Annotated in this window: 20 protein-coding genes and 2 pseudogenes; 17 read left to right on the forward strand and 5 right to left on the reverse strand. The window is 52.6% G+C overall.

Annotated elements, in window-relative coordinates; genetic code table 11:
* Positions 1-3 precede the first annotated feature (3 nt).
* The 13 genes from L1889_RS05410 to L1889_RS05470 all read left to right on the forward strand — a co-directional run bounded on the left by L1889_RS05410 (position 4) and on the right by L1889_RS05470 (position 14,429).
* The gene (locus L1889_RS05410; protein WP_238664272.1) at positions 4-1,473 is read left to right on the forward strand and encodes a protein adenylyltransferase SelO; all 1,470 of its coding nucleotides are present in this window, start codon (positions 4-6) and stop codon (positions 1,471-1,473) included.
* A 75-nt stretch (positions 1,474-1,548) separates the two neighbouring features.
* Positions 1,549-2,619: a chorismate synthase gene (aroC, locus tag L1889_RS05415; RefSeq protein WP_238664273.1), complete on the forward strand. Its 1,071-nt coding sequence runs from the start codon at positions 1,549-1,551 to the stop codon at positions 2,617-2,619.
* 12 nt (positions 2,620-2,631) lie between these two features.
* Positions 2,632-3,462 carry a M48 family metallopeptidase gene (locus L1889_RS05420; protein WP_238664274.1) on the forward strand — a complete coding sequence of 277 codons (831 nt, stop codon included), beginning with the start codon at positions 2,632-2,634 and terminating at the stop codon, positions 3,460-3,462.
* A gap of 188 nt (positions 3,463-3,650) precedes the next feature.
* Entirely contained in the window at positions 3,651-5,054 is a 1,404-nt protein-coding gene (leuC, locus tag L1889_RS05425) for a 3-isopropylmalate dehydratase large subunit (protein ID WP_238664275.1), read from the forward strand.
* Positions 5,055-5,062: 8 nt separating this feature from the next.
* Positions 5,063-5,713: a 3-isopropylmalate dehydratase small subunit gene (leuD, locus tag L1889_RS05430; RefSeq protein ID WP_238664276.1), complete on the forward strand. Its 651-nt coding sequence runs from the start codon at positions 5,063-5,065 to the stop codon at positions 5,711-5,713.
* 97 nt (positions 5,714-5,810) lie between these two features.
* Positions 5,811-6,887, forward strand: coding sequence for a 3-isopropylmalate dehydrogenase (gene leuB, locus L1889_RS05435; protein ID WP_238664277.1), 1,077 nt, complete (start codon positions 5,811-5,813; stop codon positions 6,885-6,887).
* Between the two features lie 40 nt (positions 6,888-6,927).
* Entirely contained in the window at positions 6,928-8,049 is a 1,122-nt protein-coding gene (gene asd, locus L1889_RS05440) for an aspartate-semialdehyde dehydrogenase (protein ID WP_238664278.1), read from the forward strand.
* Positions 8,050-9,471, forward strand: a complete 1,422-nt coding sequence (locus tag L1889_RS05445) for a type IV pilus assembly protein FimV (RefSeq protein WP_238664279.1) — start codon at positions 8,050-8,052, stop codon at positions 9,469-9,471.
* Between the two features lie 12 nt (positions 9,472-9,483).
* A complete protein-coding gene (truA, locus tag L1889_RS05450; RefSeq protein WP_238664280.1) occupies positions 9,484-10,299 on the forward strand; it encodes a tRNA pseudouridine(38-40) synthase TruA in 816 nt (271 codons plus the stop codon).
* Between the two features lie 139 nt (positions 10,300-10,438).
* Positions 10,439-11,080, forward strand: a complete 642-nt coding sequence (locus L1889_RS05455) for a TRAP transporter small permease subunit (protein ID WP_238664281.1) — start codon at positions 10,439-10,441, stop codon at positions 11,078-11,080.
* Positions 11,080-12,759 carry a TRAP transporter large permease gene (locus L1889_RS05460; RefSeq protein WP_238665862.1) on the forward strand — a complete coding sequence of 560 codons (1,680 nt, stop codon included), beginning with the start codon at positions 11,080-11,082 and terminating at the stop codon, positions 12,757-12,759. Before L1889_RS05455 ends, L1889_RS05460 begins: the two co-directional genes overlap by 1 nt.
* A gap of 127 nt (positions 12,760-12,886) precedes the next feature.
* Positions 12,887-13,543, forward strand: a complete 657-nt coding sequence (locus L1889_RS05465) for a phosphoribosylanthranilate isomerase (protein ID WP_238664282.1) — start codon at positions 12,887-12,889, stop codon at positions 13,541-13,543.
* 58 nt (positions 13,544-13,601) lie between these two features.
* Complete coding sequence (locus L1889_RS05470; RefSeq protein ID WP_238664283.1) at positions 13,602-14,429, forward strand: TlpA disulfide reductase family protein; 828 nt, start codon at positions 13,602-13,604, stop codon at positions 14,427-14,429.
* 105 nt (positions 14,430-14,534) lie between these two features.
* Here L1889_RS05470 and L1889_RS05475 read toward each other — a convergent pair.
* Positions 14,535-15,541: pseudogene (locus tag L1889_RS05475) on the reverse strand (bile acid:sodium symporter family protein).
* Between the two features lie 104 nt (positions 15,542-15,645).
* Between L1889_RS05475 and L1889_RS05480 the strand changes: the two are divergent.
* Positions 15,646-16,446 (forward strand): AraC family transcriptional regulator, encoded by an 801-nt coding sequence (locus L1889_RS05480; RefSeq protein WP_238664284.1) that lies wholly within the window; start codon positions 15,646-15,648, stop codon positions 16,444-16,446.
* On the opposite strand, the gene L1889_RS05485 is transcribed toward L1889_RS05480, so the two are convergent.
* Both L1889_RS05485 and crcB read right to left on the reverse strand, forming a co-directional pair.
* Positions 16,391-17,140 carry a glutamine amidotransferase gene (locus L1889_RS05485; protein ID WP_238664285.1) on the reverse strand — a complete coding sequence of 250 codons (750 nt, stop codon included), beginning with the start codon at positions 17,138-17,140 and terminating at the stop codon, positions 16,391-16,393. The two genes, L1889_RS05480 and L1889_RS05485, sit on opposite strands and share 56 nt — an antisense overlap.
* Positions 17,141-17,146: 6 nt before the next feature.
* Positions 17,147-17,527 carry a fluoride efflux transporter CrcB gene (gene crcB / locus L1889_RS05490; RefSeq protein ID WP_238664286.1) on the reverse strand — a complete coding sequence of 127 codons (381 nt, stop codon included), beginning with the start codon at positions 17,525-17,527 and terminating at the stop codon, positions 17,147-17,149.
* A 205-nt stretch (positions 17,528-17,732) separates the two neighbouring features.
* Here crcB and L1889_RS05495 point away from each other — a divergent pair, with 205 nt between their 5' ends.
* Positions 17,733-18,215 carry a YajQ family cyclic di-GMP-binding protein gene (locus L1889_RS05495; RefSeq protein WP_238664287.1) on the forward strand — a complete coding sequence of 161 codons (483 nt, stop codon included), beginning with the start codon at positions 17,733-17,735 and terminating at the stop codon, positions 18,213-18,215.
* Between the two features lie 6 nt (positions 18,216-18,221).
* Here the strand turns inward: L1889_RS05495 and L1889_RS05500 are convergent, their stop codons facing one another.
* Together L1889_RS05500 and L1889_RS18375 are read right to left on the reverse strand one after the other, a co-directional pair.
* Positions 18,222-18,983 (reverse strand): ABC transporter permease, encoded by a 762-nt coding sequence (locus L1889_RS05500; protein ID WP_238664288.1) that lies wholly within the window; start codon positions 18,981-18,983, stop codon positions 18,222-18,224.
* Positions 18,980-19,906 (reverse strand): annotated as a pseudogene (locus L1889_RS18375) (ABC transporter ATP-binding protein). The gene L1889_RS05500 and the pseudogene L1889_RS18375 overlap by 4 nt, the downstream one beginning before the upstream one ends.
* 136 nt (positions 19,907-20,042) lie before the next feature.
* On the opposite strand from L1889_RS18375, the gene tadA reads away from it, so the two are divergent.
* Both tadA and L1889_RS05520 read left to right on the forward strand, forming a co-directional pair.
* Positions 20,043-20,603: a tRNA adenosine(34) deaminase TadA gene (gene tadA, locus L1889_RS05515; RefSeq protein WP_238664289.1), complete on the forward strand. Its 561-nt coding sequence runs from the start codon at positions 20,043-20,045 to the stop codon at positions 20,601-20,603.
* Positions 20,604-20,630: 27 nt separating this feature from the next.
* Positions 20,631-21,575: an LD-carboxypeptidase gene (locus L1889_RS05520; RefSeq protein WP_238664290.1), complete on the forward strand. Its 945-nt coding sequence runs from the start codon at positions 20,631-20,633 to the stop codon at positions 21,573-21,575.
* Positions 21,576-21,582 lie beyond the last annotated feature (7 nt).

Genomic DNA, 21,582 nt, shown 5'->3' on the forward strand with positions numbered 1-21,582 from the left:
ACGATGACAACGGCTTTAAATACGCTGCACGTAACAAACAGCTTTGCAGAGCTCCCATCGGGGTTTTACACCCGGCTCGATCCTGAAGGCTTGCGCGACGCCTCTTTGCTGCATGTAAACGAAGCATTGGGTGCCGAGCTTGGCTTGTCCCCAGAGCTTCTGCACAGCCCGGAAATGTTGGCGGTTTTTTCCGCGAACGCACCTTTGCCGGGTGGTAAGACGCTCGCAGCCGTGTACAGCGGACATCAGTTCGGGGTCTGGGCAGGTCAGCTAGGCGACGGCAGAGCGCATTTGCTTGGGGCGATCGACACTCCCGCTGGAGCCCGGGAGCTGCAGCTCAAGGGGTCGGGCTTCACACCGTATTCGCGCATGGGAGACGGCCGGGCTGTACTCCGTTCGTCTGTGCGCGAATACTTATGCAGTGAAGCGATGCATGGCCTGGGCATTGCAACAACCCGAGCGCTGGCTATTGTCAGTTCGCCTGTGCCTGTCTATAGGGAAACAGTAGAAACCGCTTCTATTGTTACACGGGTTTCACCCAGTTTTGTGCGTTTTGGCTCCTTCGAACATTGGCTGGGTAAGCCCGACGAGATGAGCGTTTTGCTTCACTACGTACTGAAGCAGTTTTACCCTGAGATTTTGCAGCAGCATGCAAAGGCCGATGACGCCACCCTGGCGCAGGCCCTGCTACTGGAGGTCTGCATACGAACCGCTGAAATGGTAGCCGACTGGCAAACAGTGGGCTTCTGTCACGGTGTCATGAACAGCGACAATATGTCTATACTCGGGCTGACCATTGATTACGGTCCTTTTGGTTTCATGGATGCTTTCCGCGTCAATCATATTTGCAACGCCACCGATACCCAGGGCCGCTATGCCTGGAACAATCAGCCGTCTATGGCGCATTGGAACCTTTATCGCCTTGCCAGCGCATTGACGACCCTGGGCGCCAAGCCTGATGATCTCACTCTTGCTCTTGAAACCTTCGAACCCGCTTTCCTGAAACGCTATCAGGCTAATCTGGCTGCCAAGCTTGGTCTGGAGCAATGGCTGGAAGGCGATACGGTTTTGGTTGATAACTGGTGGCGTCTGCTGCACTTTGATCAGGCTGACTTCACCTTGAGCTTCAGGGCGCTGGCCTGGGCGCCAGAGAATCCGGATACCTTTGTTTCGCTGTTTAATGACACGGAAAAAGCGCGCGAGTGGCTCAGTAGCTATCAGCAGCGACTGACGCGTCAGCAAGCTGCTCCGCAGCAGCGCGCAGCCTCCATGAATCAGGCCAATCCGCTTTATGTGCTGCGTAACCATATAGCGCAACAGGCCATTGACGCCGCCGGCACAGGCGATAGTTCTGTAATTCGTGATTTGCTGCGCGTACTGGCCCAACCTTATATCGACCACCCGGGTTTAGAGCACTATGCCTTGCCGCCACCCGCTGATACTCCGTCTGTCCCGCTCAGTTGTTCATCGTAGCCCACTGGTTTGCGATGCACACCCGCACCAATAGTGCAATAATCACCGCTTCGTCGGCTTGTTTAAAAATAGTTTATGTCTGCAAATACATTAGGTACTTTGTTTCGCGTCACTAATTTCGGTGAGTCACATGGCCCGGCCATCGGAGCGGTTGTTGACGGCTGCCCGCCCGGTCTCGATCTGAGTGCTGAAGATATACAGTTTGAACTCGACAGGCGCCGTCCGGGCACCTCTCGTCATGTCACCCAGCGGCAGGAAGCGGATCAGGTGGAAATTCTTTCGGGGGTGTATGAAGGTAAAACTACAGGTACACCCATTGCGCTGCTTATTCGCAATACGGATCAGCGCAGCAAAGATTACGGTAACTTGCTCGATACTTTCCGCCCGGGGCATGCAGACTACACTTACTGGCGTAAGTTTCAGCATCGCGATCCGCGTGGGGGCGGACGCTCATCTGCGCGTCTGACAGCACCTACAGTGGCCGCTGGTGCGATTGCCAAGAAGTGGCTGAAGCAGCAGTTCCAAACCGAAATCAGGGGCTACATGAGCCAGCTCGGGCCCATCGTCATCCCTTTCAAGGCGTGGGAAGACGTGCCCGGCAATCCTTTCTATGCTGCCGATGCCTCTGTGGTGCCTGAGCTCGAATCCTACATGGACGCCTTGCGTAAAGAGGGTGACTCCATCGGGGCGCGCATCGAGGTGGTGGCGCAACAGGTTCCGGCAGGTTTGGGCGAACCCATTTATGGCCGTCTGGATGCTGAAATTGCCTACGCCATGATGGGGCTGAATGCGGTAAAAGGCGTAGAAATCGGCGCTGGATTTGAAAGCGTTTCGCAGCGTGGCTCAGAACATGGCGACGCTATCCGGCCCGACGGTTTTGAAACCAATAATGCGGGCGGCATCCTGGGTGGTATTTCGTCAGGGCAAGAAATCCGGGTTTCACTGGCGATCAAGCCTACATCCAGTATCCGTATCAAACGCCCCTCTATCAACGAGGCAGGTGAAAGCATGGAGGTACAAACCTTGGGCAGGCATGATCCCTGTGTGGGCATACGCGCGACTCCCATTGCAGAAGCCTTGCTGGCTATTGTCCTGATGGATCAAGCCTTACGTCAACAAGCCCAATGTGGACATTGGCAACCTTAGAAGGAAAGCCCCATGAAACCAAGCTTTAGCTTAAAACGACAGCTGGTCGTCGGAGCACTCAGTGTGTCTTTACTGGCAGGTTGCGCAGCGATCGATACAACCTCCAGTGGTTCCGTTGGTGTGCAGCGCAAGCAGTATATGTCTGGTTTAGTCTCAGAGGCCGAACTGAATCAGACCGCCGCCCAGCAATATGCACAGACCATCGGCAATGCACGTAGCCAGGGAGCCCTGGATGTAGACGCTGCCCAGACAGAACGGGTGCGTAAAATTTCCCAACGGCTTATTCAGCAGGTAGGCGTATTCAGACCGGATGCAGTCAACTGGACATGGGAAGTTCATGTGTTGAAGTCCGATGATGTAAACGCCTGGTGCATGCCCGGCGGGAAAATGGCGATTTACAGTGGATTGATCCAGAAAATAAATGCCACTGATGACGAACTTGCGGCTGTGATGGGGCATGAAATTGCCCATGCTCTTCGCGAACACTCTCGCGAGCAGGTCTCGCAGCAGATGACAACCAATATTGGCTTGTCCGTATTGTCGGCAGTAGTGGGCAATTCTGCTGTAGGAGACCTTGGCGGAACCTTGTCCGAAGTCATGTTTACCTTGCCTAATAGCCGTACCCACGAACTTGAGGCTGACCGTATCGGTGTAGAGCTGGCTGCGCGAGCAGGTTATGACCCGCGTGCCGCGATTAGCCTGTGGGAAAAAATGGCTTCACTGTCTACAAGTGGCGGGCCTCCCGAGATACTGTCTACTCACCCATCGCCGCAGTCGCGTATTGCCGATCTGCAAATCGCAGCCGAGCGAGTGTTGCCGCTATATCAAAGCGCTCAAAAATAAATGCTCCTGCGCTCCACACAAAGCCCGCTTAAGCGGGCTTTGTTGTTTAAACTGATTGAACATCGTTTTGTAGCCTAGCACTGTTAGTACTAGTATAGGTATTGGTCTTGTACTGGTTGTGGCGGCTGGCATAATAGGAGCTAACGAAGGCATCCAGCCCTACACGCTCGTTTTTAAGTGAGTACATCATGGCACAAACCTTATACGACAAACTGTTCGATGCGCATGTGGTGCACCGTGAGTCTGACGGCACCTGTTTGCTCTACATCGACAGACATCTTTTGCACGAAGTTACCAGCCCGCAGGCTTTTGAAGGCCTGGCTCTGGCTGAACGCCAGCCGTGGCGCGTCAGTGCGAATCTGGCTGTCGCCGACCACAATGTGCCTACGACATCCCGTGCCCAGGGTATTGAGGATCCCATATCCCGCCTGCAAGTCGATACGCTTGACGCCAATTGCGAAAAATTCGACATTACTCAGTTTCGCATGAACGATTTGCGTCAGGGCATTGTGCATATCATCGGCCCGGAGCAGGGCGCTACCTTGCCGGGCATGACAGTGGTTTGCGGCGATTCGCATACCAGCACACATGGCGCAGTGGGCGCATTGGCATTTGGCATCGGTACCTCCGAGGTCGAGCACGTCCTGGCGACCCAGACCCTGCTGATGAAAAAGAACAAAAGCATGCTGATCGAGGTCAATGGCAACTTGCCTTTTGGTTGCACAGCCAAAGATCTTATTCTTTATGTTATCGGTAAAATCGGTACTGCTGGTGGTACCGGCTATGCCATTGAGTTCGGAGGCTCGGCCATTCGTGCCCTTAGCATGGAAGGCCGTATGACAGTGTGCAACATGGCCATTGAAGCGGGGGCTCGTTCGGGCATGGTTGCCGTCGATCAGAAAACCATTGATTATTTTGTCGGCCGTCCCTATGCCCCCAGAGGCGCATTGTGGGATCAAGCCGTTGAGTACTGGAAAACCTTGCACACCGACGAAGGCGCCAGCTTTGATGCTGTAGTGCGCATCAACGCTGCCGAGATCACGCCTCAGCTTACATGGGGTACCTCACCTGAGATGGTGCTCCCCATTGATTCTCATGTACCTGATCCTGACAAGGAAAAAGACAGTGTGCGCCGCGACGGCATGATCCGTGCACTTGAATACATGGGGCTGAAACCCAATCAGGCACTCAGCGATATCCGTATTGACCGGGTGTTTATTGGCTCCTGTACGAATGCGCGCATCGAAGATTTACGAGCCGCTGCACAGGTCGCGCGGGGCCGAAAAGTCGCTTCCAATGTCGTCCAGGCGATGGTTGTGCCTGGCTCTGGCTTGGTTAAAATGCAAGCAGAGCGTGAGGGACTGGATAAGATATTCATCGAGGCAGGATTTGAATGGCGTGAGCCTGGCTGCTCAATGTGCCTGGCCATGAACGCCGACCGCCTCGAACCTGGCGAGCGTTGTGCATCGACCTCGAACCGGAACTTTGAAGGACGGCAGGGGCAGGGTGGCCGCACTCATCTGGTCAGCCCGGCAATGGCAGCGGCAGCAGCTGTAGCCGGCCATTTCACTGACGTGCGAAACTTTAGCTAGGAACCATTATGCAAGCCTTTACGACACATGTGGGTTTAGTCGCCCCCTTAGACAGAGAAAACGTCGATACCGACTTGATCATTCCCAAGCAGTTCCTGAAGTCTATCAAGCGCTCAGGTTTTGGTCCTAATCTGTTTGACGAGCTGCGTTATCTGGATCATGGCGAACCGGGGATGGATAACAGCCAGCGCCCGCTCAACCCTGATTTTGTGTTGAATCATTCTCGCTATCAGGGGGCTTCAATATTGCTGGCGCGTAAAAACTTTGGTTGTGGCTCTAGCCGCGAGCATGCGCCATGGGCGTTGTTGCAATACGGTTTCAGGGCAATTATTGCACCATCATTCGCTGACATTTTCTTTAATAACAGCTTTAAGAATGGCTTGCTGCCGATTACGCTTAGTGAGCTCGAAGTCTCACGCCTGTTTGACGAAGTTCGCGGTTTTCCCGCTTACGAACTGCGTATTGACCTTGAGCAGCAACGTATTACTACGCCTGAAGGCCGTGAGATCTCTTTCGAGGTCGAGCCTTTCCGTAAGCAGTCCTTGCTCAAAGGTCTGGATGAAATCGGTCAGACCTTGGAAAAGGCAGATACCATCCGTCAGTTCGAGGCCGAGCGTCTGGCACGCCATCCGTGGCTGGTAGGGTCAGCTGGCGTGTAAACAAGATCGCGGGCAGTAATTGCCCGCGTTTTTGTATCCTCTTTCATGTATGTAGGGGTGTATACAGTACACCCTCCTCAGTTTTTAAAAGAATGTTATGACTACTCAAATTGCAGTGTTGCCCGGTGATGGAATTGGTCCCGAAATTACAGAGCAGGCTGAGCGGGTTTTAAACTCGCTTGGGCTGGACCTTAGCTTGGTCCATGCAAATGTAGGCGGCGCAGCGTACGACTCACATGGTCACCCCCTGCCGCCAGAAACGCTGGAGTTGGCGAAATCGTCGGCAGCGGTATTGTTTGGCGCTGTGGGCGACTGGAAATACGACAATCTGGTCCGAGAGTTACGTCCGGAGCAGGCCATTCTGGGTTTACGCAAAGCGCTGGGCTTGTTCGCGAATTTACGTCCCGCCATCCTGTATCCTCAGTTGGCGAATGCGTCAACCTTAAAGCCAGAAATCGTCTCTGGCCTGGATATCCTTATTCTGCGCGAGCTTACGGGTGATATCTACTTTGGACAGCCACGTGGTGTACGAGTCCTAGAAGACGGACCTTTCGCTGGGCAAAAGCAAGGGTTTGACACCATGCACTATGCCGAAAGCGAAGTTCGGCGTATTGCCCATGTCGCCTTTCAGGCCGCCCAGAAGCGCAATAAGAAGCTGTGCAGCGTCGACAAGGCAAATGTGCTTGAAACCTCCCAGTTCTGGCGTGACATCATGATTGATGTGGCAAGCGAATATCCTGATGTGACGCTTAGTCATATGTATGTCGATAACGCAGCCATGCAGCTGGTGCGGGCCCCTAAAGAATTCGATGTGATCGTGACGGGCAACCTGTTCGGTGACATACTATCGGATGAAGCGGCAATGCTGACGGGCTCCATTGGTATGTTGCCTTCTGCATCCCTCAATGCCTCGAATCAGGGATTGTACGAACCCAGCCATGGTTCTGCGCCGGATATCGCCGGACAAAACAAAGCTAATCCATTGGCAATGATCTTATCGGCTGCTATGTTGCTCAGATATTCGTTAAACCACGATGCGCACGCTACGCGCGTTGAAAATGCGGTACGTACGGTACTTGAACAAGGTCTGCGCACAGCGGACATCTACGAAGAAGGCACACAGCTTGTGGGCACTTCCGAGATGGGCGATGCGGTGCTTAAGGCATTAAACTAAAGACCTCAGTTTTTATTTTCGTTTTAACCAGGTGATTTTCATGACAAAAGCGGTAGGCTTAGTCGGATGGCGAGGCATGGTAGGCTCAGTCCTCATGCAACGTATGCGCGACGAAAATGATTTTTCGTTATTTGAACCCGTGTTTTTTTCCACCAGCAATGCTGGCGGTACCCCGCCTGACTGGGCGCAGGGTGCGGGTCCGTTGCAAAATGCCTTCGATATTGAAAGTTTGAAGAAACTCCCTATTATTCTTAGCGCGCAAGGCGGCGATTACACCTCCGAGGTTTATCCCAAGTTGCGTGCCGCTGGCTGGGATGGTCTTTGGATCGATGCTGCCAGTACGCTGCGTATGGATGACGACTCCATTATTGTGCTCGATCCCATCAATCGTGATGTGATTGATGCGGGCCTGGCCAGGGGTGTAAAGCAGTTCATTGGTGGCAACTGTACCGTTAGCTGCATGCTGATGGGTCTGGGCGGGCTGTTCAAGCACGATCTGGTCGACTGGATGACCTCCATGACATATCAGGCTGCGTCGGGAGGTGGTGCTCAGCACATGCGTGAATTATTAACCCAGTTTGGGGCGCTTAATTCCGCCGTCCGGCCTTTGCTTGATGATCCGGCTTCTGCCATTCTGGACATCGATAGGGGTGTGTTGAAAATGCAACAAGACCCGGCTCTTGCTCATCAGCACTTTGGTGTGCCTCTGGGTGGAAGCCTGATTCCCTGGATCGACTCCGACCTGGGCGACGGCATGTCGCGCGAAGAGTGGAAAGCCGGGGCCGAGACCAATAAGATTCTTGGCCGCAACACTGCCAGCCAGGTTCCTATCGACGGGCTGTGTGTACGTATAGGGGCCATGCGGTCGCATAGTCAGGCGCTAACCATTAAATTGCGCAGCGACGTACCACTTGATGAAATCAATCAAATCGTCAGCGAAGGAACGCAGTGGGCCAAGTTCGTACCCAACGAGCGTGAGGCGACTGTCCAGCAGTTAACCCCTATTGCCGTTACCGGCACCATGGATATCCCGGTTGGCAGAATTCGTAAGTTGGCAATGGGCCCTGAATACATTAGTGCCTTTACGGTGGGCGACCAGTTGCTATGGGGCGCGGCAGAGCCCTTGCGTAGAATGTTACGTATCGCACTCGGAGAGCTATAAATGAGACAGCGCCGCCTTTTCCTGCTGACATTCAAGTATTCGATCGCAGCGACATTGGCGGCGCTTTCATGTGCCTCGGCGTATGCCGTCGAGGTGGGGCATGCTCGCGTCTTGTCGGCAGCGGACCAGCCGCTGCGTATTGGCGTGCAGCTACGCGACATAGGCGACGACCCCTCAACGCTAAGTGTCAGTTTGCCTGCTTTGGCTGATTGGCAGGCCCATGGCCTGACACCGCCCCTGGCCTTGGCCAGCATGACGGTGCAAATCGACGCTCAGGCATCGCGTCTGCTTATTTTGGCGGAGCAGCCTAGCCAGTTGAAAGTCGTAGATGTTCTGGTCGATGTTTCCAGTCCGCAAGGCGTGCAGCGCCATCAGGTCAGTGTTTTGAACGCGTCAGTCATCGCAGCGACACAGCTGCCAGGCCAAAGTGATCAAGCCGAGTATCAGGATGCGCAAGCCACCTCCAGCCCGACAGTCGTCCGAACCGCGGATTCTGGTTCTGAGGCCTCCATCGCACCTGAAACGGTTATCGTGCAAGCAGGCGACTCGCTGAGCAGAATTGCCCAAAGACACCGTTCGTCCGAGTTCAGCTCTTACCAGTACATGGCCGCGATGCATGCAGCCAACCCCCAGGCATTCGGTCACGGGAATATCAACCTGATACAGGCAGGTACGCATTTGACGCAGCCTGGCCTTGAACAAATTCAGCGCTTTTCTGATCAAGAGGCCCGACAGCTTTTTGTGCAGCACGCGCAATGGTTTGAACGTTATAAATCGCAGCTGGCTGCCGGAAAAACTCCGCTACTGGCGGCTCAGGACGCGACTCAAGGAAGTGCTGAAGTGGCGTCTGAGTCACTGCCGGAAACTGTAGCGCAAGGCGACAGGCTAGAACTCTCTGCAACAGACGCCATGGCCGCTCGTGCAGACAAGGCGGTTGCAACGTCCGAAGAGCTCAGCCTGACCGGACAAAAGGTATCTCAGCTCGAAGAAAATCTTAGCAATCTGAACCAGGCTCTGCGCGGGCAGGGTGAAGCCGCCAAAGAGGCTTTATTGGACGGTGTGCGAGAATTGGGTGTAGACTTCGACATCCCGCCAGCATCGGATTCTGCTTCGGCAGCCTCCAGCGATGCCAGCCCTTCGTTAAATGGGCCAAATGCTGTCGCCCAGCCGTCAGAACCGGTCCCCAATACCAAAGCAGGTAAAACATTGTCCTGGATACAAGAGCACATGCTCGTGGTTATGTCGTCGCTTTTGCTCATTCTCGTTTTGATTACGGTATGGATATTGCGCCGCGCCAATACAACTCGTAGCGATATTGATTCCCCGGCTCCCGTCAGCGCCGATATGGTCCGAGAAAAACTCGAAAAAATTAGTCTTGATCTGGACGTTCCGCCGTCGGACGAACCGCCTAAATCTCACTAAAGGTTTTAGCTCATGTCACGGATGGCACTAGGACTGTGTTATGACGGCAGTCCTTGGCACGGCTGGCAAACTCAGCCCAGCGGTAAAACGGTTCAAGATCAGCTCGAACAGGCACTTTCTCAGTTTCTGGCCCAGCCTACCTCTGTAATATGTGCAGGGCGTACTGACACAGGTGTACATGCCCTGAACCAGGTGGTGCATCTGGATACGGGGGCCGAGCGCAGCTCGGAAGCCTGGGTCAGGGGCCTGAATGCCTTGTTGCCACACAGTATTTCAGTGCAATGGGCAAAAGCCGTCGACGATAATTTTCATGCCCGGTTTTCGGCGCGCAAGCGCACCTACTTCTACGTACTTAGACATGATCGGGTGCGCTCGCCTTTATTGCACGGAAAGGTCGGCTGGGAGTTCAGGGAGCTGGATATAGACGCCATGCGTCAAGCAGCACGATACCTCGTCGGGACGCATGATTTCAGCAGCTTCAGATCAGCTGAGTGTCAGGCTAAAAGCCCGGTTCGAGAACTCAATATGCTGCGCATTCATCAAGGCGCCGGTTTTTTGCTGTTTCAGTTTGAAGCCAACGCTTTTCTTCATCACATGGTGCGCAACCTGATGGGTGCCTTGCTCTATGTGGGACGAGGCCGCCTCAACGCCGATGAGCTTCCAGCGCTGATGGTGCGCAAAGATCGCAAGTACGCTCCTCCCACCTTTGCTCCCGACGGGCTGTACCTGGCACAGGTTCAGTACGAGCACAATGACGCTATTCCGCTGTTTGACCCTTTTCAATTGCTGCAGCGGCATCTAGGGCTTCTGAGTCTGACGCTAAGTTGAATGTATAGGCGGGCTGTGGGTTTTCCGCAGCATGCGTAGTGATGTTGAATAGTATAGAATTGCATCCTTATCCATAAAAGTGGAAGGCCTTGCTCGTATTTTTTCAGCCTGGCTTTTTTTTCCGCCTTAACTAAACCCTATGACATTTCTATTACGTATATCGCGATTTATCGACTGGTTAAATACCACTGTCGGCAAAGCGGTGGCTTGGCTTACGCTCTTGGTAGTAATGGTCAGCGCCGGCAACGCTGTTATCCGCAAAGTATTCAGCATCAGTTCTAACGCCTGGCTTGAGCTGCAGTGGTATTTGTTCGGGGCAATTTTTTTATTGGCGGCAGGCTATACCTTTTTGCATAACGAGCATGTACGGGTAGATGTACTGGCACAGCGATTTTCGCGCAAAACGCAGCTCTACATTGAGGTTGCGGGCATATTGCTGTTTTTATTGCCGGCTTGCCTGCTGGTGTTCTGGTTGTCGTTGCCCTACTTTTGGCAGTCCTACGTTACGCATGAATTGTCTTCAAATACTGGCGGACTTATACGCTGGCCTGTGAAATTACTCATTCCGCTTGGTTTTGGTCTGCTGATACTGGCGGGGATTTCCCACCTTATCAAGACAATAGGGTTTCTGATGGGCAAGTGCGAAGATCCTCATCTTGACGGCAAGACTCCGGAGTCCGATCTGGCAGTTGTTGATGACATACGGCTACTGGCCGAAGAAAAAGAAAAGCAGCGTTTAGAGATGATGCGTAATAAAGAAGACACTAAGGGTCAGCCATGATGGAGTTTATTGTCGCAAACATTGCTCCCATCATGTTTGTGAACCTGATTGTATTTTTACTTTTGGGTTTTCCGGTTACTTTTACCTTGGCCGCCACAGGTATTCTGTATGGATTGTTTGCTATTGAGCTCAATCTTATGCAGCCGGCGCTTTTTCAGGCGCTGCCCCAGCGCATTTTTGGCATAGTCGCGAACGACACTCTACTGGCAGTTCCATTTTTCACCTTGATGGGCCTGGTTCTCGAGCGTTCTGGCATGGCCGAAGATCTGCTCGATACCATCGGTCAGCTATTCGGTCCGATTCGGGGCGGCTTGGCCATTGCAGTGGTGCTGGTAGGCGCCATGTTGGCTGCCACAACTGGCGTGATTTCGGCATCGGTGATATCAATGGGCCTGATTTCCCTTCCCATTATGCTTCGTTATGGCTATGACCGGCGTCTTGCCAGTGGAGTGATTGCGGCTTCGGGGACCTTGTCCCAAATTATCCCACCTTCTATCGTCCTGATTATCCTGGCTGATCAGTTGGGCCGCTCAATTGGCGATATGTATCGCGGAGCCATGCTTCCAGGGCTGATTTTAGCGTCATCCTATATCGGCTATGTGGTCATTCTTTCGATTATAAAGCCTAAAAGTGCTCCGGCGCTGCCCGAAGAGGCCCGCATCTATATCGAGCCTGATGGAAGCCGCGGGCTGAAGTCCCTGGTGGCGCTTGCCGTTATTGCCGGCTTGGTGGCGCATTTTGGCTCACAGTACTATTTCCGCACGCATCCTAATATCCCTGTTGATGAGCATGTGGTGATCGTCCTTCTTTTGTGGGGCGCCACGACCTTAACGATTGCACTGCTCAATCGCTATTTGAAATTGGGTCTGCTGTCGCAAATCGCCGAACGGGTCACCTTTGTGATGATCCCGCCGCTGTTTCTTATTTTCCTGGTGTTGGGCACTATCTTTATTGGTATGGCTACGCCTACAGAGGGCGGCGCCATGGGCGCAGTGGGTTCTATTATCATGGCGGTAGGGCGTGGCCGGCTTTCCTGGAAGCAGTTGGGTCAAGCCATGAACTCGACGACTCGCCTCTCGTGCTTTGTGGTTTTCATTCTGGTTGGTTCCACGATCTTTACCCTGAGCTTCAGGGGTGTGAATGGCGATCTCTGGGTTGAAAGCCTGTTGATAGATCTGCCCGGCGGTGAATGGGGTTTTCTGATTTTTGTCAGTATCTTCACCTTCCTGCTGGCGTTTTTCTTAGACTTTTTCGAACTTGCCTTTATTATTGTTCCATTGCTTGGTCCTGTGGCCGACAAGATGGGCATAGATTTGATCTGGTTCGGGGTGTTGCTGGCGGTCAATATGCAGACCTCGTTCATGCACCCTCCCTTTGGTTTCGCCCTGTTTTTCCTGCGCTCAGTCGCGCCTCGCGAAGATTACACCGATGCCGTTACCGGCAAGCGTATTGCCAAGGTGACGACAGGCGATATTTATTGGGGCTCTGTACCGTTCATTGTCATTCAAGTCTTGATGGTGGCCGCGGTCATGACCTTTCCTGGGCTGGTCACGCACTATAAGCATGGTGAGGTTCTGCTGGACGAGTCCACGATCGAGTTCGGATCTGACAATATATACGGCTCGGACTCATACGGATCAGATGATTTCAGCAGCGATCCCGGGGCTGCTTTTCAATAAGTCCTGCTTGCTGTCTGCTTGTTAAAAGAGCTTTACACTACACCTCACGACACGGCTTTTGTCCTATGATTGTGAGGTGTAGTGCTATTTGAGCTCCTGGCTCTGCGTTAGTGTTAAAGGAATAAGCATGTTGTTTAGCCGTGTCCGCGTCAAAATGTGTGGCTTCACCAAAGAAGCCGATGTGATTGATGCCGTTCGCCTTGGAGCCGATGCCGTTGGCTTCGTATTCTACGAACCCAGCAAGCGTTTTGTTGATATAGAAACTGCAGTAAAGCTGCGGCATGCGGTACCAGCCTTTGTCTCAAGCGTGGCTTTGTTCGTCAACCCTGAGGCGGCTCTGGTGCACGATGTCATAAAACAGGTCAAACCCGACCTTTTACAGTTTCACGGAGACGAAACAGCCGAGTTCTGCGATTCTTTTGGGCACCCTTACATTAAGGCGTTCAGGGTAGGGGGCCCAGACTCGTCTTCAGCAGATCAGGTCCTCGATAATTGCCTACCTTACGGCTCGGCAAAAGGATGGCTGTTTGATAGTTTCAGTCCACATTACGGGGGTACCGGAGTACGGCTTGAGCTTTCCTTGCTCAGTGGCGTGCAGGCTTATTGCTCCGAGCATGCCATGCCCCTGATTTTGGCGGGGGGCTTAAACGAGCAGAATGTCGCCCAGGCGCTCGAAGACATACATCCCTATGCGGTGGATGTCAGCAGCGGTATCGAGAGTGCTCCGGGGCTTAAGAAAGCCGAAAAAATGCAGGCTTTTCTGCAGTCGGCCTCAAGTCAATGAGCATAAGCAGCTGTTTTGACGTTGATGCTTTGTTTGCACATTTCTCTCGGGTGATTGCATGCCTACTGTGAGCCTGGGCCCCTTTGTTTTGGGTGCTTCCGTATTTTTGAGTTTTTTGTCACTGCTGGTGACCATGGGCGCCGCTGTGCTTTTCGAGCGTCTCTATAAGGTCCGTCTTGAGGCGCTTGTCTGGTGGACGGCAATCGCTGGTGTGGTGGCGGGACGTTTCAGCTTTGTCATGCAGTACTGGGACAGTTATCGCAATAATGTTTGGTCAGTATTTGATATACGTGACGGTGGTATGGTCTGGCACTGGGCATTATTTGCTATTGCTGCAGTGGTGCTTGTGGCACTTTTCAGGCATAAGGGTATGGCTCGCCGCGGTATTACGCTGTGTCTGTTTGCCGGACTGTCCAGTTGGGGCGCCGGCTACGCCTACTTGAATCTGCAGCACGATGCGCTTCAAAGTCTGCCGTCTCTTAGCCTTTTGTCTCTGGCTGACGACGCTTCGCAACACGTTCAACTGGATAGTTATCGTGGTAAACCAGTGGTGTTAAACCTGTGGGCCACATGGTGCCCGCCTTGCAGGCGTGAGATGCCAGTTTTCCAGGCCGCTCAGCAACAGTATGAAGATGTGCACTTTGTATTCGCCAATCAAATGGAATCTGCAGATAAGGTGCTTGAGTTCATGGACGAAGAAAAGCTGCTGCTGCATAACTTATTGCAGGACGAGAGCGGGGAATTGAGTCAGTTTGCCAAAAGCAAAGGTCTGCCCACGACGCTGTTTATAGACGCTTCGGGCCAGGTGCAGCACGTACGAATGGGTGAAGTCTCAGAAGCCAGCTTAAGGCATCAGTTATCGTCGACATTATCCGCTACCAGGTAGGAAGGCCGGACATGCCTACCGCTTTGCTCAGGGGAATGTGAGCCCTTTTCGCACCAGCAGCAAACCCGGCTTTAGCTGCCGGAGCCGGGTTTGCTGGCAGCTTTTTTAAGCCTGAGCCTCAACAGCCTTGTTCATATTGTTTGTGGCTTTAATCTTTAAGGCGTACTGGTTTGCCAATACCGCACACGCCATGAGCTGTATTTGATGGAAAATCATCAGTGGAAGCAGGGCCGGTCCGATCGCGGCACTGCTAAATAGCACTTGTGCCATGGGAACGCCGGTTGCCATACTCTTTTTCGAACCACAAAACACAATTGTCACCTCGTCTTCACGGCTAAAGCCAAAGCGTCGAGCCAGCCAGGTGGTTAGAAACAGCATGATGAACAACAGTACAAAGCAAACACCAGTAAGAATCAATAATGCTTTAACAGGTACTGCTAGCCATAAACCCCCTATTACCGAAGCACTGAAGGCGGTGTAAACCACTAGCAAGATAGAGGTTTGGTCCACATTTTTCAACCAGCTCTGATTGCGCTCCATCCACTTGCCAATCCAGGGGCGCAGCAGATGTCCGGCTATAAAAGGCAGCAACAGCTGAATACTGATTTGTATGACGGCATCCAGGGTTCCAGCAGTGCCCGCGTCGGCATCCAATAGTATTTTGAGCAGTAGCGGGGTGAGCGCGATGCCGATGAGGCTCGATGCTGAGGCACTGCAGACGGCAGCAGGGACATTGCCCCGGGCGATGGAGGTAAAGGCGATGGCCGATTGCACAGTGCCCGGCAAGGCGCACAAATACAAGATACCGATATATAAGGGCATTCCCAGCAGAGGCAGGAGCACAGGCTTAAGCCCCCATCCTATGAGGGGAAACAGGATGAAGGTGCAGGTAAATACCAAGAGGTGCAGTCGCCAATGCATTGCGCCGGCAATAATGGCTTCACGTGATAGTTTCGCACCGTGAAAAAAGAACAGCAGGCCGATAGCCAGGTGCGTTATCCAGTCGAAGATGAGTGCACCGGATCCATGTGCGGGAAAAAAGTGGCCAGAGCCACGACCGCAATAAGTATCAGGGTAAAGTTGTCAAATAACAGTCTTAGCTTGGAAATCATAGTGAGCTTTATCAGAACTTAATCGTCGAAAGCTCAACTTTAACGTATTGCCGACATTCTTTTTGTCGATTAAGGTAAACGAACTGTCGACAAAAGGACGTTCTATGTGGAATATACCCGCTGAATGGGAAGAAGGCTTGCCTCGGCCGATAATTGGTAATGAAAGCTCTGTTGCCAATACAGCTATCACGGAATGGCATTCACACCCCTGGCTACAGTTTTCGTATGCCTTGGAAGGCGTGATCGAGGTTAAAACAGCCACCGGGCATTATATGGCTCCGCCACAACGGGCGGTGTTGATACCTGCAGGCGAAATGCACAGCGTGCAGGCTTCGTCGAGCACCATCATCCGCAGCCTGTATGTACGAGCGGAAGCCATGAACGCCTTGCCGATGCGATGCAAAGTGCTAAACGTCAGTCCCTTACTGCGCGAATTGATACGTAGCTTCAGCCAATTACCGCAAAATTACCCGGAGACCGGTTCGCCCCTGAGGCTCGCTCAGGTTCTGTTAGATCAAATACAAAGCGCCACAGAATCGGGCCTGATGCTGGTGTGGCCAACAGACCCTCGTATTGTGGAACTCTGTTTGCGACTTCAGGCTGATGCAGCACATCCTCAGACCTTATCGGATTACGCCGCCGAAACCGGCGTGTCGGTAAAAACGCTAAGCCGTCTTTTCTTGTCGGAAACAGGAATAAGTTTCAGGGCATGGCGGCAGCAACGCCGTCTTATGCATGCGTTGTCTCTGCTGGAAAATAAAGAGCGCGTCACCGATGTTGCCCTGGCCTGTGGCTACGAGAGTTTGTCGGCCTTTATTGCTGCCTTCAGAAAGGTAATGGGTGCTACACCTACTGACTTCTTTCAGCTTCCGCATCAGGGGCAGGCTGACGATATCGTTCTATAAAATTATGCAGAATCTGGCGTGCGACAGGGGTGTTCCTGAACTGCGTAAGATGGTTGCTGGGATCGAGCTCTGAGGCTTTGTCTGGCGACAGGCGTGCGAGCAAACACGCCTGCATGATGCCGGGAGTGAATTCCGGATGAAACTGCACCGAAAGGGCATGGGGTCCGTAGCGCAGAATTTGATGCGGATCCATTTTGCTGCGAGCAAGAACCTGTGTCTTAGCCGGCAATTGCAGCACCGTCTGCAAGTGGCTAAGATGCGCCAGAAAAGGCTCTTTCAGATGATAGGTAAGCGGATCGTCTACCGCTTCAGGCAGAGGGTCTACCGTAAAGGTGCCAAATTCACGTCCTGCGCCTAAATTACCGATGCTTGCGCCCAGCGCGTGTGCCAGTAGCTGATGACCATAGCAAATTCCGAGCAGAGGGGTATCCTGGGTATGTGCCTGTTTTAGCCATTCTGCAGTGCGTTCGCTCCAGGCGGCCCGATCCGTGACCATGGCCCACGAGCCACTAATGATGACACCGCTGTAATCTGCGGGGTTGGGTAATGGCGTATCGGCAGCGGGATTCACCGCTACGATGGGTACCTGGTGTGCAATTTCGATTGCCTGTCTGAACCAGTCGCGTTGGTCTCCTACGCGTTGAGTAATCGTAGTAGGAGGCGTATCGGCTTGAATCAGTAAAAAAGCTTGCATCGTATATTAAGACTTAAAAGCGTGAACGGTGGCTATGCCAAAAGCCATGAAAACAAGCGAGCCCACAACATGGATGCCAATGCCGGCTAAGGCGCCATACAGTCGGCCCTGTTGTATCAGTAACATGATTTCGGCGGTGAAGCTGGAAAAGGTGGTTAAACCGCCCAGGAAGCCGGTAATGATAAACAGACGCCACAGCGGATTAAGGTCGGGCAGTGCGCCAATGATGCTCACGGCAATACCAATCAAATAAGCCCCAATCACGTTGGCGCTTAATGTGCCTAAAGGCAGAGGCGGAAAGATGCTGTTTAAGCCTATACTTAAACACCAGCGTAAAATGGCGCCCAGGGCACCACCCAAGCCTATCAGTGCAATGGATTCAATCATCAGATAGCAATAAGCCGTTACTTAAATAAAGTCGCCAGGGTAAAACAAGGCTGGCCTGAAGTAAGTAGTCTACACCGAGCCTAAAGCTTCGTCCTGCCGCCTGAGCACTTTATGCGGCCAGCATTGATACATTGTGATTGCCAAGGCTAGCGGTTACACTTTGCGCGCATATTTTGCACACGCCATGGACTATGAGGAAACAACAATGCCGTCATTTGATGTAGTGTCCGAAGTGGATAAACACGAACTTAAAAATGCCGTTGATCAAGCCAGCCGAGAACTGGTCAACCGTTTCGATTTCAAAGGTACGAACGCCCGCTTTGAGCTAAATGAGTACGTCATTACACAGTTTGCGCCCAGTGTCTTTCAGCTAGGGCAGATGCTGCCTATCTTGCGCGCCCGGCTGGCGGCTCGCGAGATTGACGTGCGTTGCCTTGACGTGGCTGATGCTCAGGAAAACCTGGCTGAAGCACGGCAGGCAATTACAGTGCGCCAAGGAGTAGATCAAGCCACTTCCAAAAAACTGATCGCAGCCTTGAAAGCGGCCAAGATCAAAGTTGAAGCACAGATAAACGGCGATAAGCTACGCGTATCAGGTAAAAAACGCGACGACTTGCAGCAAGCCATCGCGTTATTACGTCAAACCGACGTCGAACTGCCTCTGCAGTACGAAAACTTCAGAGACTAAGGCCTGTCAGGGGCGCAGGCGGTAGCCGGTGCGAAATATCCAGGTAACGATGGCCAGGCATAGCGCTAAAAATAGCAGGGTCATCGCCAGGCTTAGCCATATATTGACATCGGCAACGCTGTAGAAGCTCCACCTGAAGCCGCTGATCAGGTAAACCACGGGGTTGAACAAGCTCAGGTTCTGCCAGAAAGGGGGCAGCATATCGATAGAGTAGAAACTGCCGCCCAAAAAGGTAAGCGGGGTAATGATCAGCATGGGTACCAGCTGCAGTTTTTCGAAATTGTCAGCCCAGATCCCAATAATGAAGCCGAACAGGCTGAAAGTGAAAGCGGTCAGGAATAAAAAGCTTAGCATCCAGATTGGATGGTCAACGCTAAAAGGTACAAACAGCTTGGCTGTAATCAGGATAATGATGGCCAGTATTATGGACTTGGTTGCAGCTGCAGCCACGAAGCTAAAGGTAATTTCCATGTACGAAATAGGCGCCGACATGATTTCGTAAATGGTTCGGGAAAATCTTGGAAAGTAAATGCCAAATGAGGCATTTGAAATGCTGTGTGTCAGTACCGACAGCATAACCAGACCCGGCACAATAAATGAGCCATAGCTGACACCTTGCACCTCGCTGATGCGTGGTCCCAGTGCCGCACCGAACACCACAAAGTACAGGGCTGTAGAGATAACCGGTGCCACAATGCTTTGCAGCAGGGTACGGCGGGTACGGGACATTTCAAAAGCATAGATGGCTTGCATGGCACGTAAGTTCATTGTTTTTTCTCCATCAAGCTAACAAAAATGTCTTCCAGCGAACTGCGATGGGTGTCTACATCTTTAACGGTTATACCGAGCGCCTGAACCAGGTTCAGCAGATCGACGACTGAAACCTCAGTGGCTTCTTTGGCGTAATTGTAAAGTAAGGTTTCCCCGTTCTCGCTGCGCTGCAGGCCGACTTCCACCAGCGCGGCTGGCAGTTCAGAAACGGGTGCCTCGAGGTGCAGCTGCAATTGCTTTTCGCCGAATTGCTGCATGAGTTTCTGTTTTTCTCTACCAATAACAGCTCTCCGTTCTGGATGATGCCAACGCGATCCGCCATTTCTTCAGCTTCTTCAATGTAATGGGTGGTGAGAATGACGGTGACGCCTTTGTCACGCAAGCGCCTCACCAGAGCCCACATATCCTGGCGCAGTGACACGTCTACGCCCGCAGTGGGCTCATCCAGAAACAGGATTTCAGGTTCGTGAGACAGAGCCTTGGCAATAAGAACGCGACGCTTCATGCCGCCTGACAACGCAATCTGCGGACTATGTCGCTTGTCCCAAAGGCTGAGCTCTTTAAGTATCTGTTCGATAAGGGCGGGGTTTTTTCTTTTCCGAACAGACCACGGCTGAAGCTGACACTGTTGAGCACGTTCTCGAAAGTTTCGGCCCCTATCTCCTGGGGGACCAGCCCGATCAGCGATCGAGCTTGGCGATATTGTTTCTTGTAGTCATACCCCCCACTTTTACTGATCCACCGGAGGCATTCACCAGTCCGCAGATCAGGCTGATCAGGGTGGTTTTCCCCGCTCCATTGGGTCCGAGCAGAGCGAAAATTTCGCCTTTCTTTATCTTCAAACTCACGTCTTTCAAGGCGGTAAAGCCGTTGGCGTAAACTTTAGATAAGTTGTTTATTTCAATGATTGGTTGTTCCATAGGGAGAGGCTGCGCGCAATGAATAAATTTGATCCGGTTACCAGTATACGTAGCTTAGTCAAAAAACCACCAATTCCGGTTTGAGAGAAGGGACAGCAGGTAAAATGTAAATCCAGTTTATTGATTGAAGTACACCATGAGCCAGCCTTTTCTTTTTTCTGAGCATGATCAACACGCTATGCAACAGGCCCTGGCTTTAGCCCGCCAGGCATGGAGTGAGGGCGAGGTCCCGGTAGGCGCGGTGGTGACGGACGCCAACGGTTCCATTATCGGAGCAGGGCGAAATCAGACTATTTCTGCCCATGATCCCAGTGCTCATGCAGAAATGGTGGCGCTGCGTGCGGCCGCACTGGCGTGTGAAAATTACCGTCTGCCTGAAGCAACGGTGTATGTGACGCTTGAGCCTTGCGCAATGTGTATAGGGGCACTGCTTCATGCCCGGGTGAAACGGGTGGTGTATGCGGCTTCAGATCCTAAGACCGGAGCCTGTGGCAGTGTTCTTGCACTGCATGACAGTGCCCTGAATCATCAGACGCGGCTGCAGGGCGGTCTGTTGGCCGAAGAGGCTTCCACCTTGTTGCGCGCATTTTTCAAAGAGCGCCGTGAGCTTTCCAGGCAGGCGAAAGAACGGGCTCGTGCTTCATTAAGCAGTCAGGCGCAGGCGCTTGCAGACTCTATGCAAAAGCGCGATCATTAACACTTACATTTTTGAATCCGGACCTTCATGAGTCATCACCACACCGACGATTGTCCCGTTTGCCACTCGCATAAGCATAACGACGGCATCTATATCATTTCTCCCTCTAACGCCGTTAGCGATGAAGCATCGTTGGACAGGGCTCAATCGTATTTGAGCCAGCTTGGTTTTAGCACAGTCGTCGATCAGGACGCCTTGGCCAGGTACGAGCGTTTTGCGGGCAGTGATGAACAACGGCTTAAGGCCTTCGATCGGGCCCTGGCAGGCGAACAGTCCATCGTCCTGGCCAGCCGGGGCGGCTATGGCTTGTCCCGGCTTTTGCCGTATCTCAACTGGTCGGCAATTGCAGACAGTGGCAAGCGTTTTGTCGGGCATAGCGACTTTACCGCCTTTAACCTGGCTCTATTGGCTAAGACTGGTTCAATCAGTTACGCGGGCCCATGTGCCGCTTTCGATTTTGGTGCAGAAAAAGTCGATGAATTAACGGCTGACTTGTTTGCCGAGACCATGCGTCATGAACTTGAGGTGCTCAGTTTTGAGTCTCCGGATTCAGACCCAGTCGACGCGCGAGGAATCCTCTGGGGTGGTAACCTGGCCATGGTGTGTTCCTTGTTGGGTACGCCTTACTTTCCCGATATTCAGGGCGGAGTCTTGTTTCTTGAAGATGTAGGCGAACATCCCTACCGTATCGAGCGTATGCTTAGTCAACTGCATTATGCAGGGGTGCTTGATCAGCAGCATGCGGTGCTTCTTGGAAATTTCAGCGGCTATAAGCTGGGTGCGCACGACAACGGTTATACGCTTGAGTCTGCAGTTGAGTGGCTAAAGAGCAACACTAAAGCAGCCGTAATCCGTGGGCTTCCGTATGGGCATACTGAAATTAAAGCGACGCTTCCCATAGGCAAGCAGGTAGGGATTGCCTGGGAAGACGATATGGCTTATTTGCTTATCGATGAGCACCATCACGATTAAATTTATT

This window comes from Paenalcaligenes niemegkensis, from assembly GCF_022230885.1.
GTDB lineage: Bacteria > Pseudomonadota > Gammaproteobacteria > Burkholderiales > Burkholderiaceae_B > Paenalcaligenes > Paenalcaligenes niemegkensis.

Coding starts and splice junctions, on each gene's coding strand:
- L1889_RS05410 (WP_238664272.1), top strand. CDS start 4: ATGACAACGGCTTTAAATACGCTGCACGTAACAAACAGCTTTGCAGAG.
- aroC (WP_238664273.1), top strand. CDS start 1,549: ATGTCTGCAAATACATTAGGTACTTTGTTTCGCGTCACTAATTTCGGT.
- L1889_RS05420 (WP_238664274.1), top strand. CDS start 2,632: ATGAAACCAAGCTTTAGCTTAAAACGACAGCTGGTCGTCGGAGCACTC.
- leuC (WP_238664275.1), top strand. CDS start 3,651: ATGGCACAAACCTTATACGACAAACTGTTCGATGCGCATGTGGTGCAC.
- leuD (WP_238664276.1), top strand. CDS start 5,063: ATGCAAGCCTTTACGACACATGTGGGTTTAGTCGCCCCCTTAGACAGA.
- leuB (WP_238664277.1), top strand. CDS start 5,811: ATGACTACTCAAATTGCAGTGTTGCCCGGTGATGGAATTGGTCCCGAA.
- asd (WP_238664278.1), top strand. CDS start 6,928: ATGACAAAAGCGGTAGGCTTAGTCGGATGGCGAGGCATGGTAGGCTCA.
- L1889_RS05445 (WP_238664279.1), top strand. CDS start 8,050: ATGAGACAGCGCCGCCTTTTCCTGCTGACATTCAAGTATTCGATCGCA.
- truA (WP_238664280.1), top strand. CDS start 9,484: ATGTCACGGATGGCACTAGGACTGTGTTATGACGGCAGTCCTTGGCAC.
- L1889_RS05455 (WP_238664281.1), top strand. CDS start 10,439: ATGACATTTCTATTACGTATATCGCGATTTATCGACTGGTTAAATACC.
- L1889_RS05460 (WP_238665862.1), top strand. CDS start 11,080: ATGGAGTTTATTGTCGCAAACATTGCTCCCATCATGTTTGTGAACCTG.
- L1889_RS05465 (WP_238664282.1), top strand. CDS start 12,887: ATGTTGTTTAGCCGTGTCCGCGTCAAAATGTGTGGCTTCACCAAAGAA.
- L1889_RS05470 (WP_238664283.1), top strand. CDS start 13,602: ATGCCTACTGTGAGCCTGGGCCCCTTTGTTTTGGGTGCTTCCGTATTT.
- L1889_RS05480 (WP_238664284.1), top strand. CDS start 15,646: ATGTGGAATATACCCGCTGAATGGGAAGAAGGCTTGCCTCGGCCGATA.
- L1889_RS05485 (WP_238664285.1), bottom strand. CDS start 17,140: ATGCAAGCTTTTTTACTGATTCAAGCCGATACGCCTCCTACTACGATT.
- crcB (WP_238664286.1), bottom strand. CDS start 17,527: ATGATTGAATCCATTGCACTGATAGGCTTGGGTGGTGCCCTGGGCGCC.
- L1889_RS05495 (WP_238664287.1), top strand. CDS start 17,733: ATGCCGTCATTTGATGTAGTGTCCGAAGTGGATAAACACGAACTTAAA.
- L1889_RS05500 (WP_238664288.1), bottom strand. CDS start 18,983: ATGAACTTACGTGCCATGCAAGCCATCTATGCTTTTGAAATGTCCCGT.
- tadA (WP_238664289.1), top strand. CDS start 20,043: ATGAGCCAGCCTTTTCTTTTTTCTGAGCATGATCAACACGCTATGCAA.
- L1889_RS05520 (WP_238664290.1), top strand. CDS start 20,631: ATGAGTCATCACCACACCGACGATTGTCCCGTTTGCCACTCGCATAAG.